18 protein-coding genes are annotated in these 19,379 nt (G+C 54.1%); 10 read left to right on the top strand and 8 right to left on the bottom strand.

Features of this window, described 5'->3' with window-relative positions:
• Positions 1–4 precede the first annotated feature (4 nt).
• The 5 genes from ACTU44_RS20555 to ACTU44_RS20535 form a co-directional block, all read right to left on the bottom strand.
• Positions 5–358: a hypothetical protein gene (locus ACTU44_RS20555; RefSeq protein ID WP_114097140.1), complete on the bottom strand. Its 354-nt coding sequence runs from the start codon at positions 356–358 to the stop codon at positions 5–7.
• Positions 359–485: 127 nt separating this feature from the next.
• Entirely contained in the window at positions 486–2,267 is a 1,782-nt protein-coding gene (locus ACTU44_RS20550) for a GGDEF domain-containing protein (protein ID WP_258548624.1), read from the bottom strand.
• A 265-nt stretch (positions 2,268–2,532) separates the two neighbouring features.
• Positions 2,533–3,489, bottom strand: a complete 957-nt coding sequence (gene xerD, locus ACTU44_RS20545; RefSeq protein WP_114097142.1) for a site-specific tyrosine recombinase XerD — start codon at positions 3,487–3,489, stop codon at positions 2,533–2,535.
• Positions 3,490–3,501: 12 nt separating this feature from the next.
• Entirely contained in the window at positions 3,502–5,559 is a 2,058-nt protein-coding gene (locus ACTU44_RS20540) for an antifreeze glycopeptide (RefSeq protein ID WP_462096248.1), read from the bottom strand.
• A gap of 1 nt (position 5,560) precedes the next feature.
• Positions 5,561–5,698 carry a hypothetical protein gene (locus tag ACTU44_RS20535; protein WP_170310220.1) on the bottom strand — a complete coding sequence of 46 codons (138 nt, stop codon included), beginning with the start codon at positions 5,696–5,698 and terminating at the stop codon, positions 5,561–5,563.
• Positions 5,699–6,131: 433 nt separating this feature from the next.
• On the opposite strand from ACTU44_RS20535, the gene ACTU44_RS20530 reads away from it, so the two are divergent.
• From ACTU44_RS20530 to ACTU44_RS20505, 6 genes are all read left to right on the top strand, one after another.
• Positions 6,132–6,743, top strand: coding sequence for a shikimate kinase (locus tag ACTU44_RS20530; RefSeq protein ID WP_114097144.1), 612 nt, complete (start codon positions 6,132–6,134; stop codon positions 6,741–6,743).
• On the top strand, positions 6,709–7,863 hold the full coding sequence (gene aroB, locus ACTU44_RS20525) for a 3-dehydroquinate synthase (protein WP_114097145.1): 1,155 nt from the start codon (positions 6,709–6,711) through the stop codon (positions 7,861–7,863). The genes ACTU44_RS20530 and aroB overlap by 35 nt, the downstream gene beginning before the upstream one ends.
• A 168-nt stretch (positions 7,864–8,031) precedes the next feature.
• Entirely contained in the window at positions 8,032–9,306 is a 1,275-nt protein-coding gene (locus tag ACTU44_RS20520; protein WP_114097146.1) for an HlyC/CorC family transporter, read from the top strand.
• A 229-nt stretch (positions 9,307–9,535) separates the two neighbouring features.
• Positions 9,536–9,985 carry a CBS domain-containing protein gene (locus tag ACTU44_RS20515; RefSeq protein WP_114097147.1) on the top strand — a complete coding sequence of 150 codons (450 nt, stop codon included), beginning with the start codon at positions 9,536–9,538 and terminating at the stop codon, positions 9,983–9,985.
• A gap of 175 nt (positions 9,986–10,160) precedes the next feature.
• A complete protein-coding gene (locus ACTU44_RS20510) occupies positions 10,161–10,742 on the top strand; it encodes a DUF2889 domain-containing protein (protein ID WP_114097148.1) in 582 nt (193 codons plus the stop codon).
• 262 nt (positions 10,743–11,004) lie between these two features.
• On the top strand, positions 11,005–12,225 hold the full coding sequence (locus ACTU44_RS20505) for a type 2 periplasmic-binding domain-containing protein (protein ID WP_147251941.1): 1,221 nt from the start codon (positions 11,005–11,007) through the stop codon (positions 12,223–12,225).
• 3 nt (positions 12,226–12,228) lie between these two features.
• Here the strand turns inward: ACTU44_RS20505 and ACTU44_RS20500 are convergent, their stop codons facing one another.
• The 3 genes from ACTU44_RS20500 to ACTU44_RS20490 all read right to left on the bottom strand — a co-directional run bounded on the left by ACTU44_RS20500 (position 12,229) and on the right by ACTU44_RS20490 (position 14,505).
• Positions 12,229–12,816, bottom strand: coding sequence for a c-type cytochrome (locus ACTU44_RS20500; protein WP_462096247.1), 588 nt, complete (start codon positions 12,814–12,816; stop codon positions 12,229–12,231).
• The gene (locus ACTU44_RS20495; protein WP_114097151.1) at positions 12,816–14,069 is read right to left on the bottom strand and encodes a PQQ-dependent sugar dehydrogenase; all 1,254 of its coding nucleotides are present in this window, start codon (positions 14,067–14,069) and stop codon (positions 12,816–12,818) included. The genes ACTU44_RS20500 and ACTU44_RS20495 overlap by 1 nt, the downstream gene beginning before the upstream one ends.
• A 142-nt stretch (positions 14,070–14,211) precedes the next feature.
• The gene (locus ACTU44_RS20490; RefSeq protein WP_114097152.1) at positions 14,212–14,505 is read right to left on the bottom strand and encodes a BolA family protein; all 294 of its coding nucleotides are present in this window, start codon (positions 14,503–14,505) and stop codon (positions 14,212–14,214) included.
• Between the two features lie 161 nt (positions 14,506–14,666).
• Here ACTU44_RS20490 and ACTU44_RS20485 point away from each other — a divergent pair, with 161 nt between their 5' ends.
• The 4 genes from ACTU44_RS20485 to gluQRS all read left to right on the top strand — a co-directional run bounded on the left by ACTU44_RS20485 (position 14,667) and on the right by gluQRS (position 19,378).
• Positions 14,667–15,311, top strand: a complete 645-nt coding sequence (locus tag ACTU44_RS20485) for a J domain-containing protein (protein WP_114097153.1) — start codon at positions 14,667–14,669, stop codon at positions 15,309–15,311.
• Between the two features lie 224 nt (positions 15,312–15,535).
• Positions 15,536–16,543, top strand: a complete 1,008-nt coding sequence (gene cobS / locus ACTU44_RS20480) for a cobaltochelatase subunit CobS (protein ID WP_114097154.1) — start codon at positions 15,536–15,538, stop codon at positions 16,541–16,543.
• 51 nt (positions 16,544–16,594) lie between these two features.
• Positions 16,595–18,520: a cobaltochelatase subunit CobT gene (gene cobT, locus ACTU44_RS20475; RefSeq protein WP_114097155.1), complete on the top strand. Its 1,926-nt coding sequence runs from the start codon at positions 16,595–16,597 to the stop codon at positions 18,518–18,520.
• Positions 18,521–18,538: 18 nt separating this feature from the next.
• A complete protein-coding gene (gene gluQRS, locus ACTU44_RS20470; RefSeq protein WP_114097156.1) occupies positions 18,539–19,378 on the top strand; it encodes a tRNA glutamyl-Q(34) synthetase GluQRS in 840 nt (279 codons plus the stop codon).
• Position 19,379 lies beyond the last annotated feature (1 nt).

The following is a 19,379-nucleotide window of genomic DNA, read 5'->3' as shown; positions in this document are numbered from 1 at the left end:
CGGATCAGACAATGATGTTGATATATTGACCACGACCGGCGGCGTTATTTGCACTGGCAGAATTCGTCGTACCGGTCTGCCCGTAGCCTGACGGGTCATACTGGTCGATATAGTTTTCCAGAATGGTTTCTTGTGTGCCTTCCTTGACGAATCGCTGCTGTTCGTTGCGATCACGCTGAAAGGCCTGAACAGCACGTTCAATTTCCTGATCCGTCGTCAAGGAGACGCGGCTGGTCCGTTCAACAGACTGGTTTTGTTGTTGAATTTCCTGTTCGGATTGCTGACGTTGCGCAATCGGACTTGCCGGGCGAACGGGGATTGCCGTTTTAATATCGGACGATGAGGAAACGCTTACCATCGTTGTAGAATGCTCGTGAAAGATCGTTGCTGTTCTGGTCTTTGGTCGGAATATTACCCAGCAATTCTATAATTTGAAGCGTTAATTTGCGGTTGCGAGAAACTTGTTTTCGTATCCCGGTGCAAACTTATTTTCCACTGATCGGAAGCGGCGCACAGGGCGCATCATAAAGTCCGCTGGCAAAACGGTTTATGCTGTTTTTGGCAATCGCCTTGAGCTTGGCAGCTTCGACCGAAATATGATCAAGGGTGATATCGGTTCGTTCGGGCGGGATGCGGACAAGGGCGGCACTGACGCTCATCAGATCGAATTTGGTAACCTGGTTATCGCGACCCTTGCCGATCAGATAGCCGCGATCACGGGTTTCCTGATCATAGAAACTTTTGATCTGTGCATCGAACATGGCCTGTGCGCGCTGCACGGCTTCGACGGCCACTTCGAAATCAACCGACTGGACATAGGCAAAGAAATCATCGCCGCCGATATGGCCGACAAACCAGTCATTCTGGCTCAGCGCCTTGCCCAGAATATCCTTGAAAAGAAGAATTGCACGGTCACCTTGCCGAAACCCGTAGCGATCATTGAACGGCTTGAAATTATCAAAGTCAAAATAGACGGCAAATCGACGTTTGCGCGGTTGGGATAAGGCATGTGCGGCATATCGATAAATCGCGCTGTTTCCGGGTAATCGGGTCAGCGGGTTTTCATCGCGCGCATTTAACGTGTTGCGTTCATTGACCGCGCGCAGCAGCGCACTTTGATCAAGCACACCAAGATAGCGTCCGTTTTCGGTCAGGATTACGCCATCAAGTGCATTGGTCGCGACAAAGGTTTCAAGCAGTTCCGAAAGACTGGTACGAATGTCTGCAACCGGGCATCTGCGCAGGAACCGTTTGATATTGGCGCGGTTTGCCGGGTTTTGCAGCAATTCACGTCCGAATGGCGTGTAAATGAATGCCTTGAATTCGGAATCGCGAACGACGCCCATCGGCTCGCCATCCGGATTAACGACGGGAACGAGTGTGATGTCGGGGTTCTGCTGAAAGTAGGTCAGGATATCGACCGGGTTGATATCACTTGGAATGGCCGGGGTATCAAGCAGGTAGGATCGAACTACGTCATCATCACGATCCGACTGCCGACGGGTATCAGCCGCAATGTCGGCGGCAACCTGAACAAGGTCGGTCCGCTCCGGCAACTCGATGGACGGGCGGGCAATGAAAAAGCCCTGTACCAGATCGCATCCCAACCGGCGGCAACACAGGAATTCCTCGCGGGTTTCGACACCTTCGGCGACCACCTGGGCGGCGATCATGTGGGCAAAGGCGGTGATTTGGGTGACGAACAGTTCCTTGCGGCGGTCGCGGTCAATGCCATCAATAAAGAACCGGTCGATCTTGATGATGTCAGGTTCGCATTCATAAAGGGCGCGCAACTGGGCAAAGCCACTGCCATAATCATCAATGGCGATCTTGAACCCCTGACTGCGGTACCGCACCAGAATGTCCTTGAGATAGTCTGCATTGCTGATGTCGTGACGTTCGGAAATCTCAAGAAAGATGGTATCGCGCTCAAGCCCGGCATCGGCCAGAAGGGCTGCCGTCTGACCGGGCTGGTAATCCTCGGTCTTCACAACGCGATTGTCGAAATTGTAAAACAGCTTCAGACGTTTTGCGTCCGGCATCCGGGCGAATTTTTCAATTGCCTTGGCGCGCAGCAGCATATCGACGCTATGCAGGTTGCCTGTATCCCAGGCGGTATCAAACAGGGCCTGAATGGAGGTGAAACCGGCATCCTCCCAGCGGCGCAAAAGCGCTTCGTAGCCGAAAATATGGCCTGTATGCGGGCTGACAATGGGCTGGAATGCGAAGTCGACCTTTTCAACGACCTGCTGCCAGTTCCGCAGCATGACTGGTTTGCTTACGGGTCGGTCCGCTATCAATTCATCTTCTGCATCAAACGCCAATGCAGTTCCCCGATCTTCAAAAATGGCCTGAAATCCCGGATATAAGGAGAAACTATTATTTACGATCTTGCTGGTAGCTCAGGTTCGACAACAACTTGATGACAGTTAGATTACGAATATATGACATCCGCAGAAAAAGTCCGTTTTTATGTCAAATTATCGACTTTTACCTATGCGGGGGTATTAGACAAATCTGATTATTCTGTGGTCAGGATCCGTGTCCGGCCATCCGCGCAAGCGGGTGATGTTCCTGTACCAGCCCGCGCAGGCGAGACTCGAGAACATGGGTATAAATCTGTGTCGTCGAAATATCGGAATGGCCCAGCATTTTCTGTAAGCTGCGCAAATCCGCACCATTGGCCAGAAGGTGACTGGCAAAGGAATGGCGGAGCACATGGGGCGATACGCGCGATGGTGCGATGCCTGACTCAATCGCCAGATCCTTGATCATTTTCAGAAACATCTGGCGTGTCAGATGGCCGGTTTTACCGCGTGACGGGAATAAGTATGAGGATTGCCCGGGGCGATCAGCGTGCCCGTCTGATTTGTCAGAGGGAATGAATGCATCGCGGACATCAAGGTAATCGCGAAGCGCATCACGGGCCGGATCAGACAGGGGGACAAGCCGTTCCTTGCTGCCTTTACCTCGTACGATCAGCATTTGCGGATCGCGAGCCGCAGCGGCATAGGGCAGTTCGACCAGTTCGGACACACGCATGCCGGTGGCATACATCAACTCGACCATGGCAAGCAGGCGTTTGCCCTTGATGCCAGGATGATTGGCAGCGGTTGTGATCAGACGGTCAATTTCGTCAATCGACAGGAACTTGGGAAGTGTCTGTCCCTGTTGCGGGCTGTCGATATTCGACGACGGGTCGTCATTGCGATACCCGTCGGAATAAAGAAACTTGTGAAACTGTCGCAGGGCTGAAAGGCGTCGGGCCTGCGTGCGTGGCGCAAGACCCGCCGCACCCAACTCGGCCATATAGCGACGAAGGTCCTTTTCGGTGGCATCGACCGGACCGGATTTCCCCGCAAGGAGCGACGCCACATAATCTTCAAGGTCACGGCGATAGGCATCAAGCGTGTGGGCACTTGCCCCGCGCTCGGCGGCCATCATTTCAAGAAAAGCCGATATCAGCGAGCTTGTCAGTGCCTTGGCCATTGCCCGGTTCCATTACTGATCAAATGATAGCAACAGTTCAGTCGCAAGATGCTGCGCATCATCGTGAAGGCCTATCATCTCAAGTGCTGCAACCGTATCTGCCAGTGCCTTGGGATCGGCATTATCCGCATTTGCTATCTGCTGGGCCTGAATGGCCATGGCAACGGTTCTGGCTTTTTGGCGGGCAGCTGCGGACGCCATCATGTTATGGGCAACCGCACTGCTGATCGTCAGGCGATCCTCGGCATAGGGTGCTGTCAAAAGACTGTCCCAAAGACCGGCGGGAACTTCGATTCCGAACCCTTCAAACAAGGCAAAGGTCAGTTCTGCATAGCGTTTTGCTGCGGCCTGATCACCGCGCGCAGCCTGCATTTCCTGCCACTCGGTCATACGGGCGCGATGACGTGCAATGGCGGCCGCCTGATCGGTGGCCTTCTGGATGTCTTCGGGGGATGTCGAATTGGGCATGACGGTCGCCGATGCCATGCCGTTATTTGTATTCGGCGTGATCGCACCACCCAGACCAAAACTTTGCGTCGGCATCTGCGGGGCAAGTCCCGGAGATGTCATGCCCATGCTATCGGTTGCGTTCGCAACCTGATTGACCGGCTTTGCCGCACCGGTTTCTTCGAGACCGGCAATGGCAAGAATCGGGTAAAGAAGGCTCAGCCGCGAGGCTATATCATTGCCGGAATTCGATGCGTTCTTGGCGACCTGAAGCCAGTTTTCGGCGCGCTCAAGACTGTTTGCAGCAAGCGCCCCCTTAAGGGCATCAACCGCAAACCACGAAAAATCGCCATTGACCGGAATATCGGCAAGTAGTGGCGCACTCAGGCGCGCTGCCTGCATGAAATCGCCTTCGATCTGGGCTGCTTCAAACAGGGCCGCCAGAATTTCGGCGCGCGCAGCAGGCACATCACTTTGTGCGGCGGCCTGATACAGTTTGGCATATTGGCGGGCCTGAATGGCCTCGGCACCATCATCAAGCGCATTTTCAAGTGCGGACGGCTCGAAGTTTACCGAGCCATAAATCCCGGCAAGTTTTTCAGCATCAATCAGCCCAAGCTTCTCAGCCTTGCGCGCGGCTTCAAGGCGAATATCGGTTGCGGTGGCATTTGCATTGGTGATGCCAATAATTGCCGCAGCATTATCTGATTCAAGCTGGCTGGTCGGGATCGATTGTTTGGCAATGGCCAGAAGAGCGATGTCAATCGGGCGCAATTGGGCAAGAAGTTCGGATTTAATGGCCGTCCCGCTGCGAATGGCGCTGGCCAGACCAAAGAAGGTTGCATCCTTTTCGCCGTCCATTTCACGGACCAGATCAACCGAAAATGCCGCGGCTGTCGGATCGTTGGCATAGAAGGCACACATGGCAGCGGCCTTTAGCCAGAACAACTGATCATAGCTTGCGCCGTAACTTTCAACTGCGGCACAGGCTTCATCCATCCGTGCGCCGATCAAAAGTGCATTCACTTCGGCCTCGGCAAGCAATTCGCCACGGGATCCTTGCGGGGCTGCACGGACCAGTCCGATCGCCTCGTCGAGCGCCCCCATATTGATCAGCTTGGCCACGCGGGCATCAAGGAGACTGATATCCTGTGAGTCCTGCGGCAAGGCAGCGGCTGAAAGCAGCAAACGAACCTGAAGGTCGCGTGCCGCATGAGTGGCTGGTGTGGCTGGTAATTCCGAAATCAGCTGGGCTGCGGATTTACGGGTCGTGCCATTCCACATATCAATGCCCAGCCCGCCACGCGACCGGTCAATGGTTCCGACAGCCTCGGCATCGACTGCGCCAAGAGACAGCGACTGAACCGCATTCGGATCAGAGGGGAACTGCGAAGGAGTGGTGGTTGTGCCGCCAAATCCGCCCTGTGACAACGTGCCGCCGGTGCTGTCGGGGGCCGTATTTGAGTCAGGAGATCGCTGTTCTGCATCCCGTTCTGCTTCCTGTTTTAAAAACAGCGGTACAGGTGCCGATGTCTGTGCATTGGCAGGAACGGCGATCGCGCCCGTTCCCGTCATCATTGCCAGTAAACAGGTCTGTATCAGCAGGCGGGAACGCAACGTCATCTCAGTTGAACCTCGAATTCGGAATGGTTTCTTCGATTTGGGTGGTCGGTGCCGGGATATCCCAAGTCACAAGGAACGTCGCACCGCCAACAATGACGGCGATGACCAGCAACAAGATGATGCGCGATAAGATTCTCATTTTAATCCAGACTTCGAAGCGTTTAAGCAAATGACGCAGCTACCAGTATGGCCACGAAAACCAAAGATGCAAGAAACGGAAACCCCATGGTCTGGTCATTTGTTGCAAACGACCATTTGCGCTTCTAGCAAGTCTGGTGCCCCCACCCTGATGATGCCGCGTTTTGGCATGATCAAAGGCGGTGGATGACATTTCAATCCGGCAACTTCAAGGCAGTATAGGATGCTGTTCCTCACAGAGGGTTAATACCCAACGCCGCAACGTGATTAGTCAAATCAGGTTGTCGGAATGTTTCATGTGACCGGGATTGGCAAATATGTGCAGGTTTTTGTCGCCGATGATGTGCGGTTTGCTTGCGTTCGTGGCTCAGCTGCCCTAAAGAATTGGGTAATTTGTATATCAACCGAATGAACTACAGGACTGCAAACCGAACATGGACAGCAACATTGCCGAGTCGGGTTTGCACGAAGACGTGATCGCCAAAATCCGGAACGGTCTTAAGGGCCGGACCCTGGTTTTCATCGGGCTTATGGGCGCTGGAAAAAGCTGCATCGGCCGTATGGTTGCCAAGGAACTGAAACTGGATTTTGTCGATGCCGACCGCGAAATCGAAGAAGCCGCTGGCTGCTCGATTGCCGATATCTTCAAGCTGTATGGCGAAGAGGCATTTCGCGATGGTGAGGAACGTGTAATAGCCCGGTTGCTTGAAGGCGAACCGATTGTATTGGCGACGGGGGGCGGCGCGTTTATTCGTGAACGCACCCGCGAGCTTATTCTTGAAAAATCCGTATCCGTCTGGCTGCGCGCCGATCTGGAATTGCTGTTGCACCGTACGAGCGGGCGTACCCATCGTCCGTTGCTCAATAACGGCGATCCGCGCCAGATCCTGGCCGACCTGATCGAAACGCGTTACCCGGTCTATGCGGGGGCAGACATTATTTTCGACTGTGATGAATCTTCAAAGGAAGCAACGCGGGATGCCGTTCTCGAATTGCTGGCGCAATCCTTTGATGACGACGGTCACCTCATCAAGACAGGAACCTGACAGAGTGAGCAATCACGACACCCTTCGCGTCGAGCTTGGCGCGCGCAGCTATGACATCCTTGTTGGCAGCAACCTTTTGGCTGATACCGCCAAATATATTGCACCGTTCGTCAAAAAGGCCGGTGTTGTCGTGATCAGTGATGCCGTTGTTGCCAAGCATCATCTTTCAACGGTTCTGAACTCCCTTGATGGTGCCGATATCGCCCATCGCGAAGTGATCGTGCCGTCGGGTGAAAAATCCAAAAGCTTTGCCGTGTTCGAAGATGTTGTCGAACAGATACTGGCAATGGGGATTGAACGGTCTACCCTGATTATCGCACTGGGTGGTGGTGTTGTCGGTGACCTGGCTGGTTATGTCGCAGCATCACTTTTGCGTGGTCTTGATTTCGTGCAGATTCCAACGACACTTCTGTCGCAGGTTGACAGTTCTGTCGGCGGAAAAACCGGGATCAATTCGAAATCGGGCAAGAACCTTGTCGGGGCGTTTCATCAGCCGCGTCTGGTTTTGGCCGATACTGCGGTTCTTGATACCCTGCCTGCGCGCGAATTGCGTTCTGGCTATGCCGAGGTCGTCAAATACGGCCTGATTGATGACCCGGAATTCTTTGACTGGCTTGAAGAAAACGGGCAGGCGGTTCTGGCCGAAGATGGTGCGGAGCGGCGTCAGGCTGTTATCAAAAGCTGTGCGGCCAAGGCACGTATCGTCTCGGAAGACGAACGCGAAGGCGGCAAGCGTGCGCTGCTTAATCTTGGTCATACCTTTGGTCATGCTTTTGAAGCGGAAACCGGGTACGGCGAGAAACTTTTGCACGGCGAAGCCGTCGCAATGGGTATGGTCATTGCCCATGATGTCTGTGGTGCCATGGGAATGGCACCCGCCGGCGAAAAAGACCGTATTGTTGCGCATCTGAAATCGGTTGGTCTTCCGGTAAGTGCATCGGAAGTCAGTGGCATGCACTGGGATATCGACAAGGTGATCGGCCATATGTCACGTGATAAAAAAGTCCGCGATGGCGAGATTACCTTTGTCATGACGCGCGGTATCGGCAAGGCATTTACATCCAAGGCAATGGATGTTGAAAAGATGCGGGCTGCCGTCACGCGATCCTGCCGGGGCTGACTGATCGTTTGCGCTTGGATGCCCGGAACCAGTAATGACCGTGTGGCGGGTATTCAAAGCGGGTTTTATGATTTGTGATGTCGTTAACTTGTTTAACGCCAATTGACCTTATAGGTGAACACAGGACAAAGTAATCCTGTTGCGATCACTCTTTGGAGACTTCCCTGAATGACAATCACGATTATCGTGATTTTTTTCCTGCTGATGTTGTCGGCATTCTTTTCTGGCTCGGAAACCGCGCTGACGGCTGCGTCGCGTCCGGTGATGCATCACAAGGAACAGGATGGCGACCAGCGGGCCGGGATCGTTAACAGGCTGCGCCAGTATCAGGAACGGTTGCTTGGTGCGATCTTGCTGGGCAACAATATGGTCAACATTCTGGCCTCGGCCCTTGCGACATCGGTGATGATCGAGCTGTTCGGGGAAAATGGCGTTGTTTACGCAACGGCGGTGATGACCGCACTTGTTCTGATCTTCTCGGAAATTCTGCCAAAGACATACGCGCTGCAACATGCCGATACCATGGCGTTGCGTGTCGCGCGCCCGATGAGCATTCTCGTCGTCATCTTTGCCCCGGTCACCCAGAGCATTCAGGTCATCGTGCAGGCAACCTTGCGGCTGTTTGGCAGTGGTGAGGGACCCGGACTGGATAGTGAACGCGAATTGCGCGGGGCGATTGAGCTTCATGCCGATGATGTTGTTGTCGGTAATCATCACGCCGAACGGACCATGTTGCATGGGGTTCTTGATCTTGAGGATGTCGGGGTCTGGGAAATCATGGTTCACCGCCGCAAGGTGCAGATGATCGATATTACCCGCCCGATGGAAGAAATTCTTGATACGGTACTGGCAAGTCCGCACACCCGTATTCCGATCTATGAAGAAGATCCCGACAATATCGTCGGTGTTCTCCATGCCCGTGAAGTGCTCAAGGCAATTGTACGCGGGGCCAAACCGGCCAATGCCGCCGATGTTCGTGCACTCAGCGCCGAACCATGGTTTATCCCGGATTCAACCACCCTTGCCGATCAGCTCAAGGCATTCAAGGAACGGCATGAGCATTTTGCCATTGTCGTTGACGAATATGGTGCGTTCGAAGGCGTGGTTTCGCTTGAGGATATTCTCGAAGAAATCGTCGGTGATATTGCTGATGAAACCGACGTCGAAGTGGTTGGCGTGCAGCCACAGGCCGATGGATCGGTCATTGTCCGGGGGGATGTCACCATTCGTGACCTGAACCGCCGGTTTGGCTGGCGCCTGCCTGACGAGGAAGCTGCCACTGTTGCAGGTCTGCTTTTGTATGAAACCCGTCGTATTCCTGATGTCGGGCAGCAATTCCGGTTCCACGGGTTCGAGTTCGAAATATTGCGCCGTATCCGCAATCAGATCACCCGTGTCCGGATGAATGAAGTTACCGATCTTGCCGGGGATTCTCACGAATAGCGGCACATACGGTTTCTTGATCAGGTTACGTTAGCTAAACCTTATTCGCGTAAACAGTTTCAGGTTTCTCCACTTATGGGTTAAAATCTTGTTTCAAGGTCTTGACCCAAAGGATTGCAGGGCCACTTGCAGATAAGGGCCCCTATGTATTGCAATGATTTGCAGCATAGAACCAGATGATCCAGTCGGGTTTGGGCATGTGGCAACAGCAATCTGCAGAGAGAAATAAATGGATACGAAAATCGTACCAGGTGTGGTCAAGGAGCAATCCCTCGCAACGCTTAATCCCGCTGATTCCGTAATGGATGCCGTGAACCTGATGTCCGAACGCAAGATCGGTGCCGTGATCATCGTTGATAATTCGGCAAGACTTGCGGGTATTTTTACTGAACGCGACCTTGTGAACCGCGTCGTCGCCCAGGGGCTGGACGCAGCAACAGTCCCTTTGTCCAAGGTGATGACCGCCGACCCCGATACGCTTGCGCCAAATGATTCGGCAATGGATGCGCTGGATCTGATGAGTGCGCGGCGTTATCGCCATCTTCCGGTGGTTGACGGGGATACCGTCATTGGCATGGTGTCGATCCGCGATCTGTTTAATGTGGTCAAGGCTCAACTCGAAGAAGATGTTCGTGAACGTGAAAAGTTCATTTTCGGGTCTGACTACGGAGTTGCCTGATCCTTGTTGATCGTTCGGGTATTGGCTGTAACCGGAACAATCGTGGCTTTGAAAATGCAGGGTTTCGGCGCGAATATCAGGCGGGTGAGGTGGCCGCTACATTTGAATGGCGTGCTTTGATACTTGACAGCGCATAGGGGAATGTCCTTACGTTTACGTAAAGGAGAGATTTCCCATGCCATTGTCCCGCCCCGTTGATCGTGAACATATTCATACCCGCACCGTGACCTGTCAGGGTTTCCGTCGCAAAGACGATCTGTGGGACATAGAAGGTCACATCACTGATATCAAGACATATGCCTTCACCAACGATGATCGTGGCGAAATACCAGCCGGTGAGCCGGTTCATGAAATGTGGATACGGGTTACCATCGGCAACGATCTGGTGATACGTGCGGTCGAGGCGGTCACCGATTATGCGCCGTTCAATGGCTGTGATGCCATTGCGCCAAACTACGAAAAACTGGTTGGTCTTAAACTGGGGCCGGGGCTACGTAAGCAGATCCGCGAACGGGTCGGCGGTGTACATGGCTGTACACATCTGAACGAACTGATGGGGCCGGTTGCGACAACAGCTTTTCAAACTGTTTTCCCGATCCTTGCACGTGAATCCCTGGTGGCAAGAAAAGCCGAACAGACATCATCCGAAGAAACGCCACGTCGTCGCATGCCGTTGATCAATACCTGTCACGGATGGCGAAGCGACGGGCCAGCGGTCAAACGTATCGCGCCTGAATTCTTCACAGGGGATGAATAGCTTTTAGAAAATGCCGTCCTTCGACGAACTGTCAGAGCAGTCTTGCAAGTTCTGAAAGCAGGCCCAATATCAATGCCACTCCGCCACGTGTTTTTGCAGGTTTTTCATGACCGTACTATGCCGTGCTGGAATAACAAAAAAGATCACCAAGGCCATAAATGGTTTGTTGCGCAACACTGACCGGTTTGCGCAGGCTGCGGGCTTGATTGCAATTTCGATGTTGGTCCCTGTTTCACCTGTGTCTGCAACAGGTGGGGGATCAGTGTCGGACGAAGTTTCTCAAGCTGACGATGATGGCATTGAGAACTTCCTGATCCTGCAAACCAATCTTCATCCGCCCTATCAGGAACTTCATAACGGGACGCTGGGTGGATATTCTGTTTCAGTGCTTAATTGTGCGTTTGAACGTATTGGTGTCGGATACGGTCTTGCCGTTGCTCCGCGCCAGCGCAACCGCGAACTGGTCCGTAATGCGCAGGCAGACGGATTTTTCCTGGCCCGGATCAGCCAGTTCATGGATGAATATGCGGTGGCGTCAAACCCGCTGGCACTTGAAAAATGGGTGTGGGTGTCGCCGTCCCGACGGGCGGTTGAAGCGAGCAATGTCAAAGTGCCAAAACCCGATGGTGTGGCAACAATCGGTGCGATACTGGGGTCCAACGAGGCCGAATGGCTCAGCGAGGAAGGCTATACTGATCTGGTGCGCGTGCCGTCGATTGCATCGCTGGTCGGGCAGGTTGCTGCGGGGCGTGTTGACTATGCCTTGATTGATAAACACAGTTTCGAGATCGCTCGCAACGAGCTGGGCATCGGTGCCGAACAGTTTCTGGTTCAGTTTGAACGGTATGCGCCGCTTGTTGTCTATTTCTCAAAGCGCTATGTGGCGAAGTTTCCCGATCTGATTGATCGACTGAATACGGTTCTGGAATTTTGTGAAACCAATCCTATGCGTCTTGAACCTTGGGAACGGGACGCAATTGAACGGGTGCATTTACCTGCTGTTCGGCAATTGGCGCGGTCGCCAGACCTGATCCGAAATGTGCGCGCGGTAATGGAAAGAAACAGGATGCCTGCTGATCAGCGCCGTCTGGTCGATGAAGAATGGACAACCATGGCGCGTCTTGGTGAACCCAGCATGAAGGCCCGTGCGGTACTGGGGAATCAATTATCGGAATTCTTGCGAAACTTTCAGCTTACAAGTGGCGGTCAGGTTGCCGAGGCATTTGTGTTCGATGTCTATGGTCAGACCATCGGGATGAACCGTCTGACGTCGGATTTTGACCAGTCTGACGAGCCGCAATATCAGATGGCACAAAACATCAATCGCGATCATGCCCTGATTGATGACATCAGATTTGATGCATCAACCCGTGCTTTTTTGTCGCAAATTACGGTGCCGATCCTTGATCCGGACAGTGGTCAGACCCTTGCGGTTCTGACCGTCGGGCTTGATGTTTCAGCCGCTTTGCGTCCGGAAAGCTGATGCTCATTTCTTCGTCGGGTCTGTAATCGCAATCGTGATCTTGCTGTACCAGTCAGAAGCTTCCTGCATTTCGGTTTCTGTCAGGTCCCGGGCAATCGGGGACATGATGTCATGAGTGCGTTTTCCTGTGCGGAATGCCTTAAGCTGGGTTTCAATATAGATATTGGTTTCACCGGCCAGATTGGGGGCATCCTTTAATTCGGAAATGCCATTTGCCTCGTGACAGCCAACACATAATTGTGGTGCGTCATCTTCGGTTTTGCCAGTGGGCAAGGTGGCCTCGATGGTGAAATGGTTGAACCATGTGGCGACCTTGGTGATCTGTTCGTCTGACAGCCCGCTTGCTACAACAGTCATCATTTCATGTTCACGTGCGCCGGTTTTGAAGGCTCGAAGCTGAGAGATCAGGTAATCGACCGGCTCACCGCCAATATGTGGTGCAATCGGAATGCGGGCCTTGCCATCCAGTCCGTGACAGGTGCGACACATACCAGCGACCTTGCGCCCGTCTTCAAGATTGGTGGCGTCTTGTGCGAACAAGGTCCCGGCGGGCAAAAGCCCGCCGAGAAGTGCAATCCGGAAAATTCGCATCAGTTGCCCTCATACCAGATGCGATAAAGTGCGCCGGCCAGATCATCAGAAACAATGATCGAACCGTCACGCAGCTGGGCAACGTCAACCGGACGGCCAAGATATTCGCCATTCTCGTCGATCCAGCCTTCGGCAAACGGTTCGATGGCGGCATTGCCGTCGGCATCAATGAAGGTCACCATCACGCGTGCGCCGACCGGTGTCGTGCGATTCCATGATCCGTGCTGGGCCGAGAAGATGGCGTTCCTGTATTTTTCCGGGAACATCTTGCCAGTATAGAAGGTCATGCCAAGATCGGCGGCATGGGCCACGGTTTCGACCGCAGGCATCACCACGTCATAGGGGACTTCCTGTCCGGCATATTCATTGGTGCGAACGTCGCCGCCGCCATACCAGGGATGCCCGAAATGCTGACCGGCTGCGGTCTGGTGGTTGATTTCACCGGGCGGGATGTCATCGCCCATCCCGTCGACCTGGTTATCGGTCCACCACAGCTCACCGGTTTCTGGATGGAAATCATGACCGACAGAGTTGCGCACCCCGTAGGTATAGACTTCGCGGTCCGAGCCATCCGTATTGATGCGAATGATGCCGCCAATACCGTGCTTGCGATACAGCTCAAGTTTGTTTTCCGGCGCAACGTTAAACGGTTGGCCCAGCGAGATGTAAAGCTTGCCATCCGGGCCGATTTTGCAGACGCGTGCGGTGTGGTTATAGCTTTCCTCGGATGGCGGGATCAGATCACCCTGTTTGACGACATTGAATGCCGCAACGTCCGGGCTTTCATAGAAAAACTCTGCCGCCGGGAAGGTCAGAACCCGGTTCTGTTCGGCGATATAAAGCATTCCGTCGGGCGAGAAGCAGGGACCATTGGGAATAGCAAAGCGCAGGGACGGGGCAAAGTCCTTGACCTCATCGGCGACACGGTCCTTGTTGCGGTCCGTTACCGACCAGACCTTGTCCTTGCGGGTGCCGACAAAGGTCACAACACCCTGCGGCCCGACCGCGATATGACGGGCATCGGGCACAACGGCATAAAGCCCGATCTTGAAGCCGTCGGGCAGTTTGATGCGTTCAAGTGTCTTTTTGATGCCCTCGGCGTAATCGCCACCCTGTTCGATAAGGGTGAATTCCGTGGTTCCGGTAGATTGAAAGTTCGACAGCTTTTCGAGGTTATCCGGTGCTGGTGCTTGCGCATGGGCGGTTCCGGATATGGCAAGCGCAATGCTCGCCATAAGCAGGCGTTTCGTCATTACGTAGTCCTCCCGATTGTAGCGGGTGCCATTTGTCGGCACCCGTGCCGTACCTGCAATGCTTGTGGACGGCTTGTGTCACAAGCATTGCGCCTAATCGGGATTAACGTCTAGGTTGATTTCACGATGTGAAATTGTATTTTCAGGTTCTGTTTTCCGGAGCCGATTTGTATTCGCCAGGCGTCATGGTTTTCAACGCCAGCGCATGGACACGGTCCTTCAGAAGGCTATCAAGTGCGCCATAGACCAGCCGTTGACGATTGACACGGTTTTCACCGGTGAATTTTTCAGACACAACCAGAACGGAAAAATGGGACTCGCCACGCGGGTCTGCACCCGAATGACCGGCATGTTTTGAAGAGTCGTCGATAATCTGCAATTCGGTCGGGGCGAATTGTTCGGTCAGGATGTCGCGGATCTGATTGGCTACCTGCATGATAAGGGCCTCTATTTTCTTGGGGATATTTGCAAATTGCTGCAAAAACGAATTGCTGCGTTAGGTTCTGGCACGCGATGGCGGTTTTTCAAGCCTTTTATCGCATTTAAACGATCCCTATGATATTGCGTGCATCGATTTTTCAGAACATATAGACGCAGATGAACCGAGGACACCGCAACAAGCGCAAGACGCTGTATCACAATGAACCCATCCTGCCCGATTGCGATTGGCCGGGCTGCGAGGGGCATGGTGAGTTCCGTGCGCCCAAGGATCGCAAGCTGCGCGACTATTACAAGTTCTGCCTTGATCACGTTCGCGAATACAACAAATCCTGGAACTATTATGAAGGCATGAAGGCCGAGGATATCGAGAACGACATGCGTCGCGATACCCATTGGCAGCGCCCGACATGGAAATTCGGCCATATTCGCGGTTCCAAGAAACCCTTCAATTTCAAGTTCAGGGACGGGTTCGGCTTCTTTAACGAAGACGGTGATCAGACCCATCATGGTCCGGGTGCCGATCCCGGTGCGGAGCGCCGACGCAAAAGCGAGGAAGCCCAGCGCCGCGCAGGGGCACTTGGCATGCCAAGCGAACAGCAGCAGGCCATGGCGACGCTTGACCTTGGCTGGCCCTTTACCCGTGACGAGCTCAAGGCCAAATACAAGGCGCTTTCAAAAAAGTACCATCCCGACGCCAATGGCGGCGACAAGGGGGCAGAAGAACGCTTCAAGAAGATCAGCGCGGCCTATAGTTCCCTGATGAGCTATATCCGCGATCTTGAGGCGCGTGTGACCCTCTGATTTGACAGAGGCCGCCCCGATAATTTCAAAAAATCTGGTCAATCTGGCTGCGGTTTGCGTACCGTGCCAGAGTATTTAGAGAAGCTCTTTGAGCAAACCTTTTGCGGGAATAGAGATTTTTTGCGCATCTTCCCTTTGTGTGATGCGACTAAACCGCTATTAATGAGCAAGTTTAACGAAACGACCGCGTCACCAGTGCCGGTCCGAGAAATGCGCGAGTACTTATGAGCCAAGGTTACGAAGCGACAGGTACGGCGGCTGAACATCCGCTTGATACACCTGACATCACCATTTCCGTGCGCGAAACGTTCGGGATTGATATCGATATGGAAGTCCCGGCATTTAGCCAGGGCAGTGAACACGTGCCGGTCGCTGATCCGACCTATCGTTTTGACCGTGATACCACGCTGGCAATTCTTGCGGGCTTTGCCCACAACCGCCGTGTGATGATTCAGGGTTATCACGGTACGGGCAAATCCACCCATATTGAACAGGTGGCTTCGCGCCTGAACTGGCCTTGCGTGCGCGTGAACCTTGATAGCCATATCAGCCGTATCGACCTGATCGGCAAGGACGCGATTGTTCTGCGTGATGGCAAACAGATCACTGAATTCCGCGAAGGCATTTTGCCCTGGGCGCTGAAACGTCCGGTGGCGATGGTCTTTGACGAATATGATGCCGGTCGCCCGGACGTCATGTTCGTGATCCAGCGTGTTCTCGAAGTTGATGGTAAACTGACCCTTCTTGATCAGAACAAGGTCATCCACCCGCATTCGCATTTCCGCCTGTTTGCGACGTCAAACACCGTGGGCCTTGGTGATACCACCGGTCTTTATCACGGCACCCAGCAGATCAACCAGGCCCAGATGGACCGCTGGTCGATTGTGGCCACACTGAACTATCTGTCGGTTGCCGATGAAACCAATATCGTTGCTGCCAAGGTTCCGGCATTTGACAATGCCGACGGCCGCCAGAAGATCGAAGCGATGGTCGCACTTGCCAATCTGACCCGTCAGGGTTTCATTGCTGGTGATATCTCGACCGTGATGAGCCCGCGTACGGTGATTACGCTGGCTGAAAACGCCAAGATTTTCGGTGATATTTCCTATGCCTTCCGGGTGACGTTCCTTAATCGTTGCGATGAGGTCGAACGTCCGATCCTGGCGGAATATTATCAGCGTTGCTTTGGTGAAGAGCTGCCCGAAGAAGCCATCAATGTGATGGTTCGCTAAGGCGTGTCTTTAAAGCAGCTTGGCGAGCTGATCCCACAAGCGAGTAGTACGATGAAGAATGATGAGGCTCTTTCCGGGTTCTTGCGCGGCACGGCAGCGACGTTTCGCGCGCTTGCCGGGCGCAATGATCTGGAAGTCGGCTTTGTCAAAGGCGGGCGGCCGGGCGGCTATGGCGAACATGTGCGTTTGCCGATGCCCAAAACGGCCTTGCCCAAGGATGAAGTCGCAGACCTTCGTGGTATTGCGGATGGCTGGGCGCTCAAGATGCGTCACCACGACGTGGCCCTGCATGCCAAACGCATGCCCGAAACAGCCGAGGCTCAGGCTGTTTACGATGCGCTTGAAACAGCACGCTGCGAAGCGGTGGGATCGCGCTATTTCCCGGGTGTCCGCAAAAACCTGCGCGACCATGCCGAACAGGATTGCCACGCCAAGAATTATCATCGCCTGACATCGCGTGAAGATGCACCGTTTGCTGATGCCATCGGCATGCTGGCGCGTGAAATCTTTACTGGTGAACGTGCGCCCGAAAGCGCGCGTCCGCTGATTGATCTGTGGCGCACTCATATCGAAGAAAGTGCCGGGTCTGACCTTTCTGATCTGCGTGAAGTTCTTGATGATCAGGATGCCTTTGCGCGCGGTATGCGCCGGTTGCTTGATCACCTGTCGCTTGAAGATGACCTTGATGATGTCCCGCCCGAACAGGAAGGCGAGGATGACGAGGAAAAAGAAGGCGAAGCCGATCCTGAACAGGAAGACATGGAAAGTCAGGGCGGCCAGCAAGGCCAGAACGACGATTCCGAACCTGATGGCAGCGATCAGCAACAGGACGCGGGTTCCGAAGACGCCGAAGCAGGCGAAGGCGATATTGACGATCAGCAGCTTGAAGCGATGTCGCAGGAAGAAAAGCCTGCCGGTCCGGGTGAGCAGCCTGAATTTGACGGTCGCAACGAGCCGATTGAACGTGGCTACGAGCCGTTCACGCGTGAATTCGACGAGGTCGTAACCGCAGATGATCTGTGCGAAAACCTTGAACTGTCACGCTTGCGTGCGATGCTCGATAAGCAGTTGGCGAACCTTCAGAACGTGGTGTCGCGTCTTGCCAACCGTTTGCAGCGTCGTCTGATGGCGCAACAGAACCGCGGCTGGGACTTCGATCTTGAAGAAGGCATCCTCGATGCCGCCAAACTGGCGCGTATCGTTTCAACACCGTCGACATCCCTGTCCTTCAAACAGGAACAGGATACCAATTTCCGCGATACGGTTGTGACCCTGCTGATCGACAATTCTGGGTCCATGCGCGGGCGTCCGATCACGATTGCCGCGCTGTCTGCCGACATTCTGGCACGTACGCTGGAACGTTGCGGGGTGAAGGTCGAAATTCTCGGCTTTACCACCCGCCAGTGGAAAGGTGGTCAATCGCGCGAACGCTGGGTCGATAGTGGCAAGCCGCCCAAGCCCGGTCGTTTGAACGATCTGCGTCACATCATCTACAAGGCCGCCGACACCCCATGGCGTCGCGCGCGCAAGAACCTTGGTCTGATGCTGCGTGAAGGGCTGCTTAAGGAAAACATCGACGGCGAAGCATTGCTTTGGGCACATGAACGTCTGCTTGGCCGTTCCGAGCAACGCCGGATTCTGATGGTGATTTCTGATGGTGCGCCGGTTGATGATTCGACCCTTTCGGTCAATTCCGGAAATTATCTGGAACGCCATCTGCGCGAAGTGATCGGCTGGATCGAAACCAAATCACCGGTGGAACTTCTGGCCATTGGTATCGGCCATGACGTGACGCGTTATTACCGTCGCGCGGTTACGATCAACGATCCCGAAGAACTTGGTGGCACGATGCTTGCCGAATTGTCAGACCTGTTTGACGAACAGGGTGCGCGTCAGCCCAAACGCCCGATGCGCCATGTGCCCGCCGATGGCGGACAGGCACGCGACCGTGCGGCTGGCGATCGGGACCGCTGGTAAGAGCGGGGTGCATTCAGGATGACGGTGATCACCCGATTTGCACCAAGTCCGACCGGATATCTGCATCTTGGCCACGCGGCCTCGGCATTGTTTTCAATGAAACAGGCCGGGCCGCATGGCCGTTTTCTTTTGCGCATAGAAGATATCGACCAAACCCGGTGTCGCCCGGAATATCTTGATGCGATTTACGAAGACCTTGCCTGGCTTGGGCTGGGTTGGGAACAACCGGTTCGGGTGCAGTCCGAACATTTTGCCGATTATCAGGCGGTGCTTGATCGTCTGACGGATATGGGGTTGCTGTATCCGTGTTTCTGTACCCGCAAGGATATTCAGGCCGAGATCGAGCGGATTGGCAATGCGCCGCATGGACCGGATGGGGCACTTTATCCCGGAACCTGTCGTCATTGTTCAGCGCAAGAGCGATCAGACCGGATTGCCGCGGGCGAAAGCTATGCGCTGCGTCTTGATATGGATGCTGCAATTGGGCGTGTCGGGCGGGAACTTGTCTGGTTTGACCGGTCGGCCGGACGGCAGGTTGCAACACCCGAGATTTTCGGTGACGTGGTTCTGGCACGCAAGGATACGCCGACCAGTTACCATATTTCCGTTACCCATGATGATCATCTTCAGGGGATCAGTCTGATCACGCGCGGGCAGGATTTGTTCTTTGCCAGTCATCTTCATCGGCTGATGCAGGAATTGCTGGGATATGACGTGCCGGAATATCATCACCATGGTCTTTTGACCGGGCCCGATGGCAAACGCTTTGCCAAGCGCGACAAATCAAAAACCCTGCGTTCAATGCGCGAAGAGGGGATGACGCCCGATGCCGTGCGCGATCTTGCCGATCAGTTCTGAA

This window comes from Thalassospira sp. SM2505 (assembly GCF_054901115.1).
The sequence above is the reverse complement of the archived record's forward strand: the minus strand, read 5'-3'. Positions and strand labels throughout refer to the sequence as shown.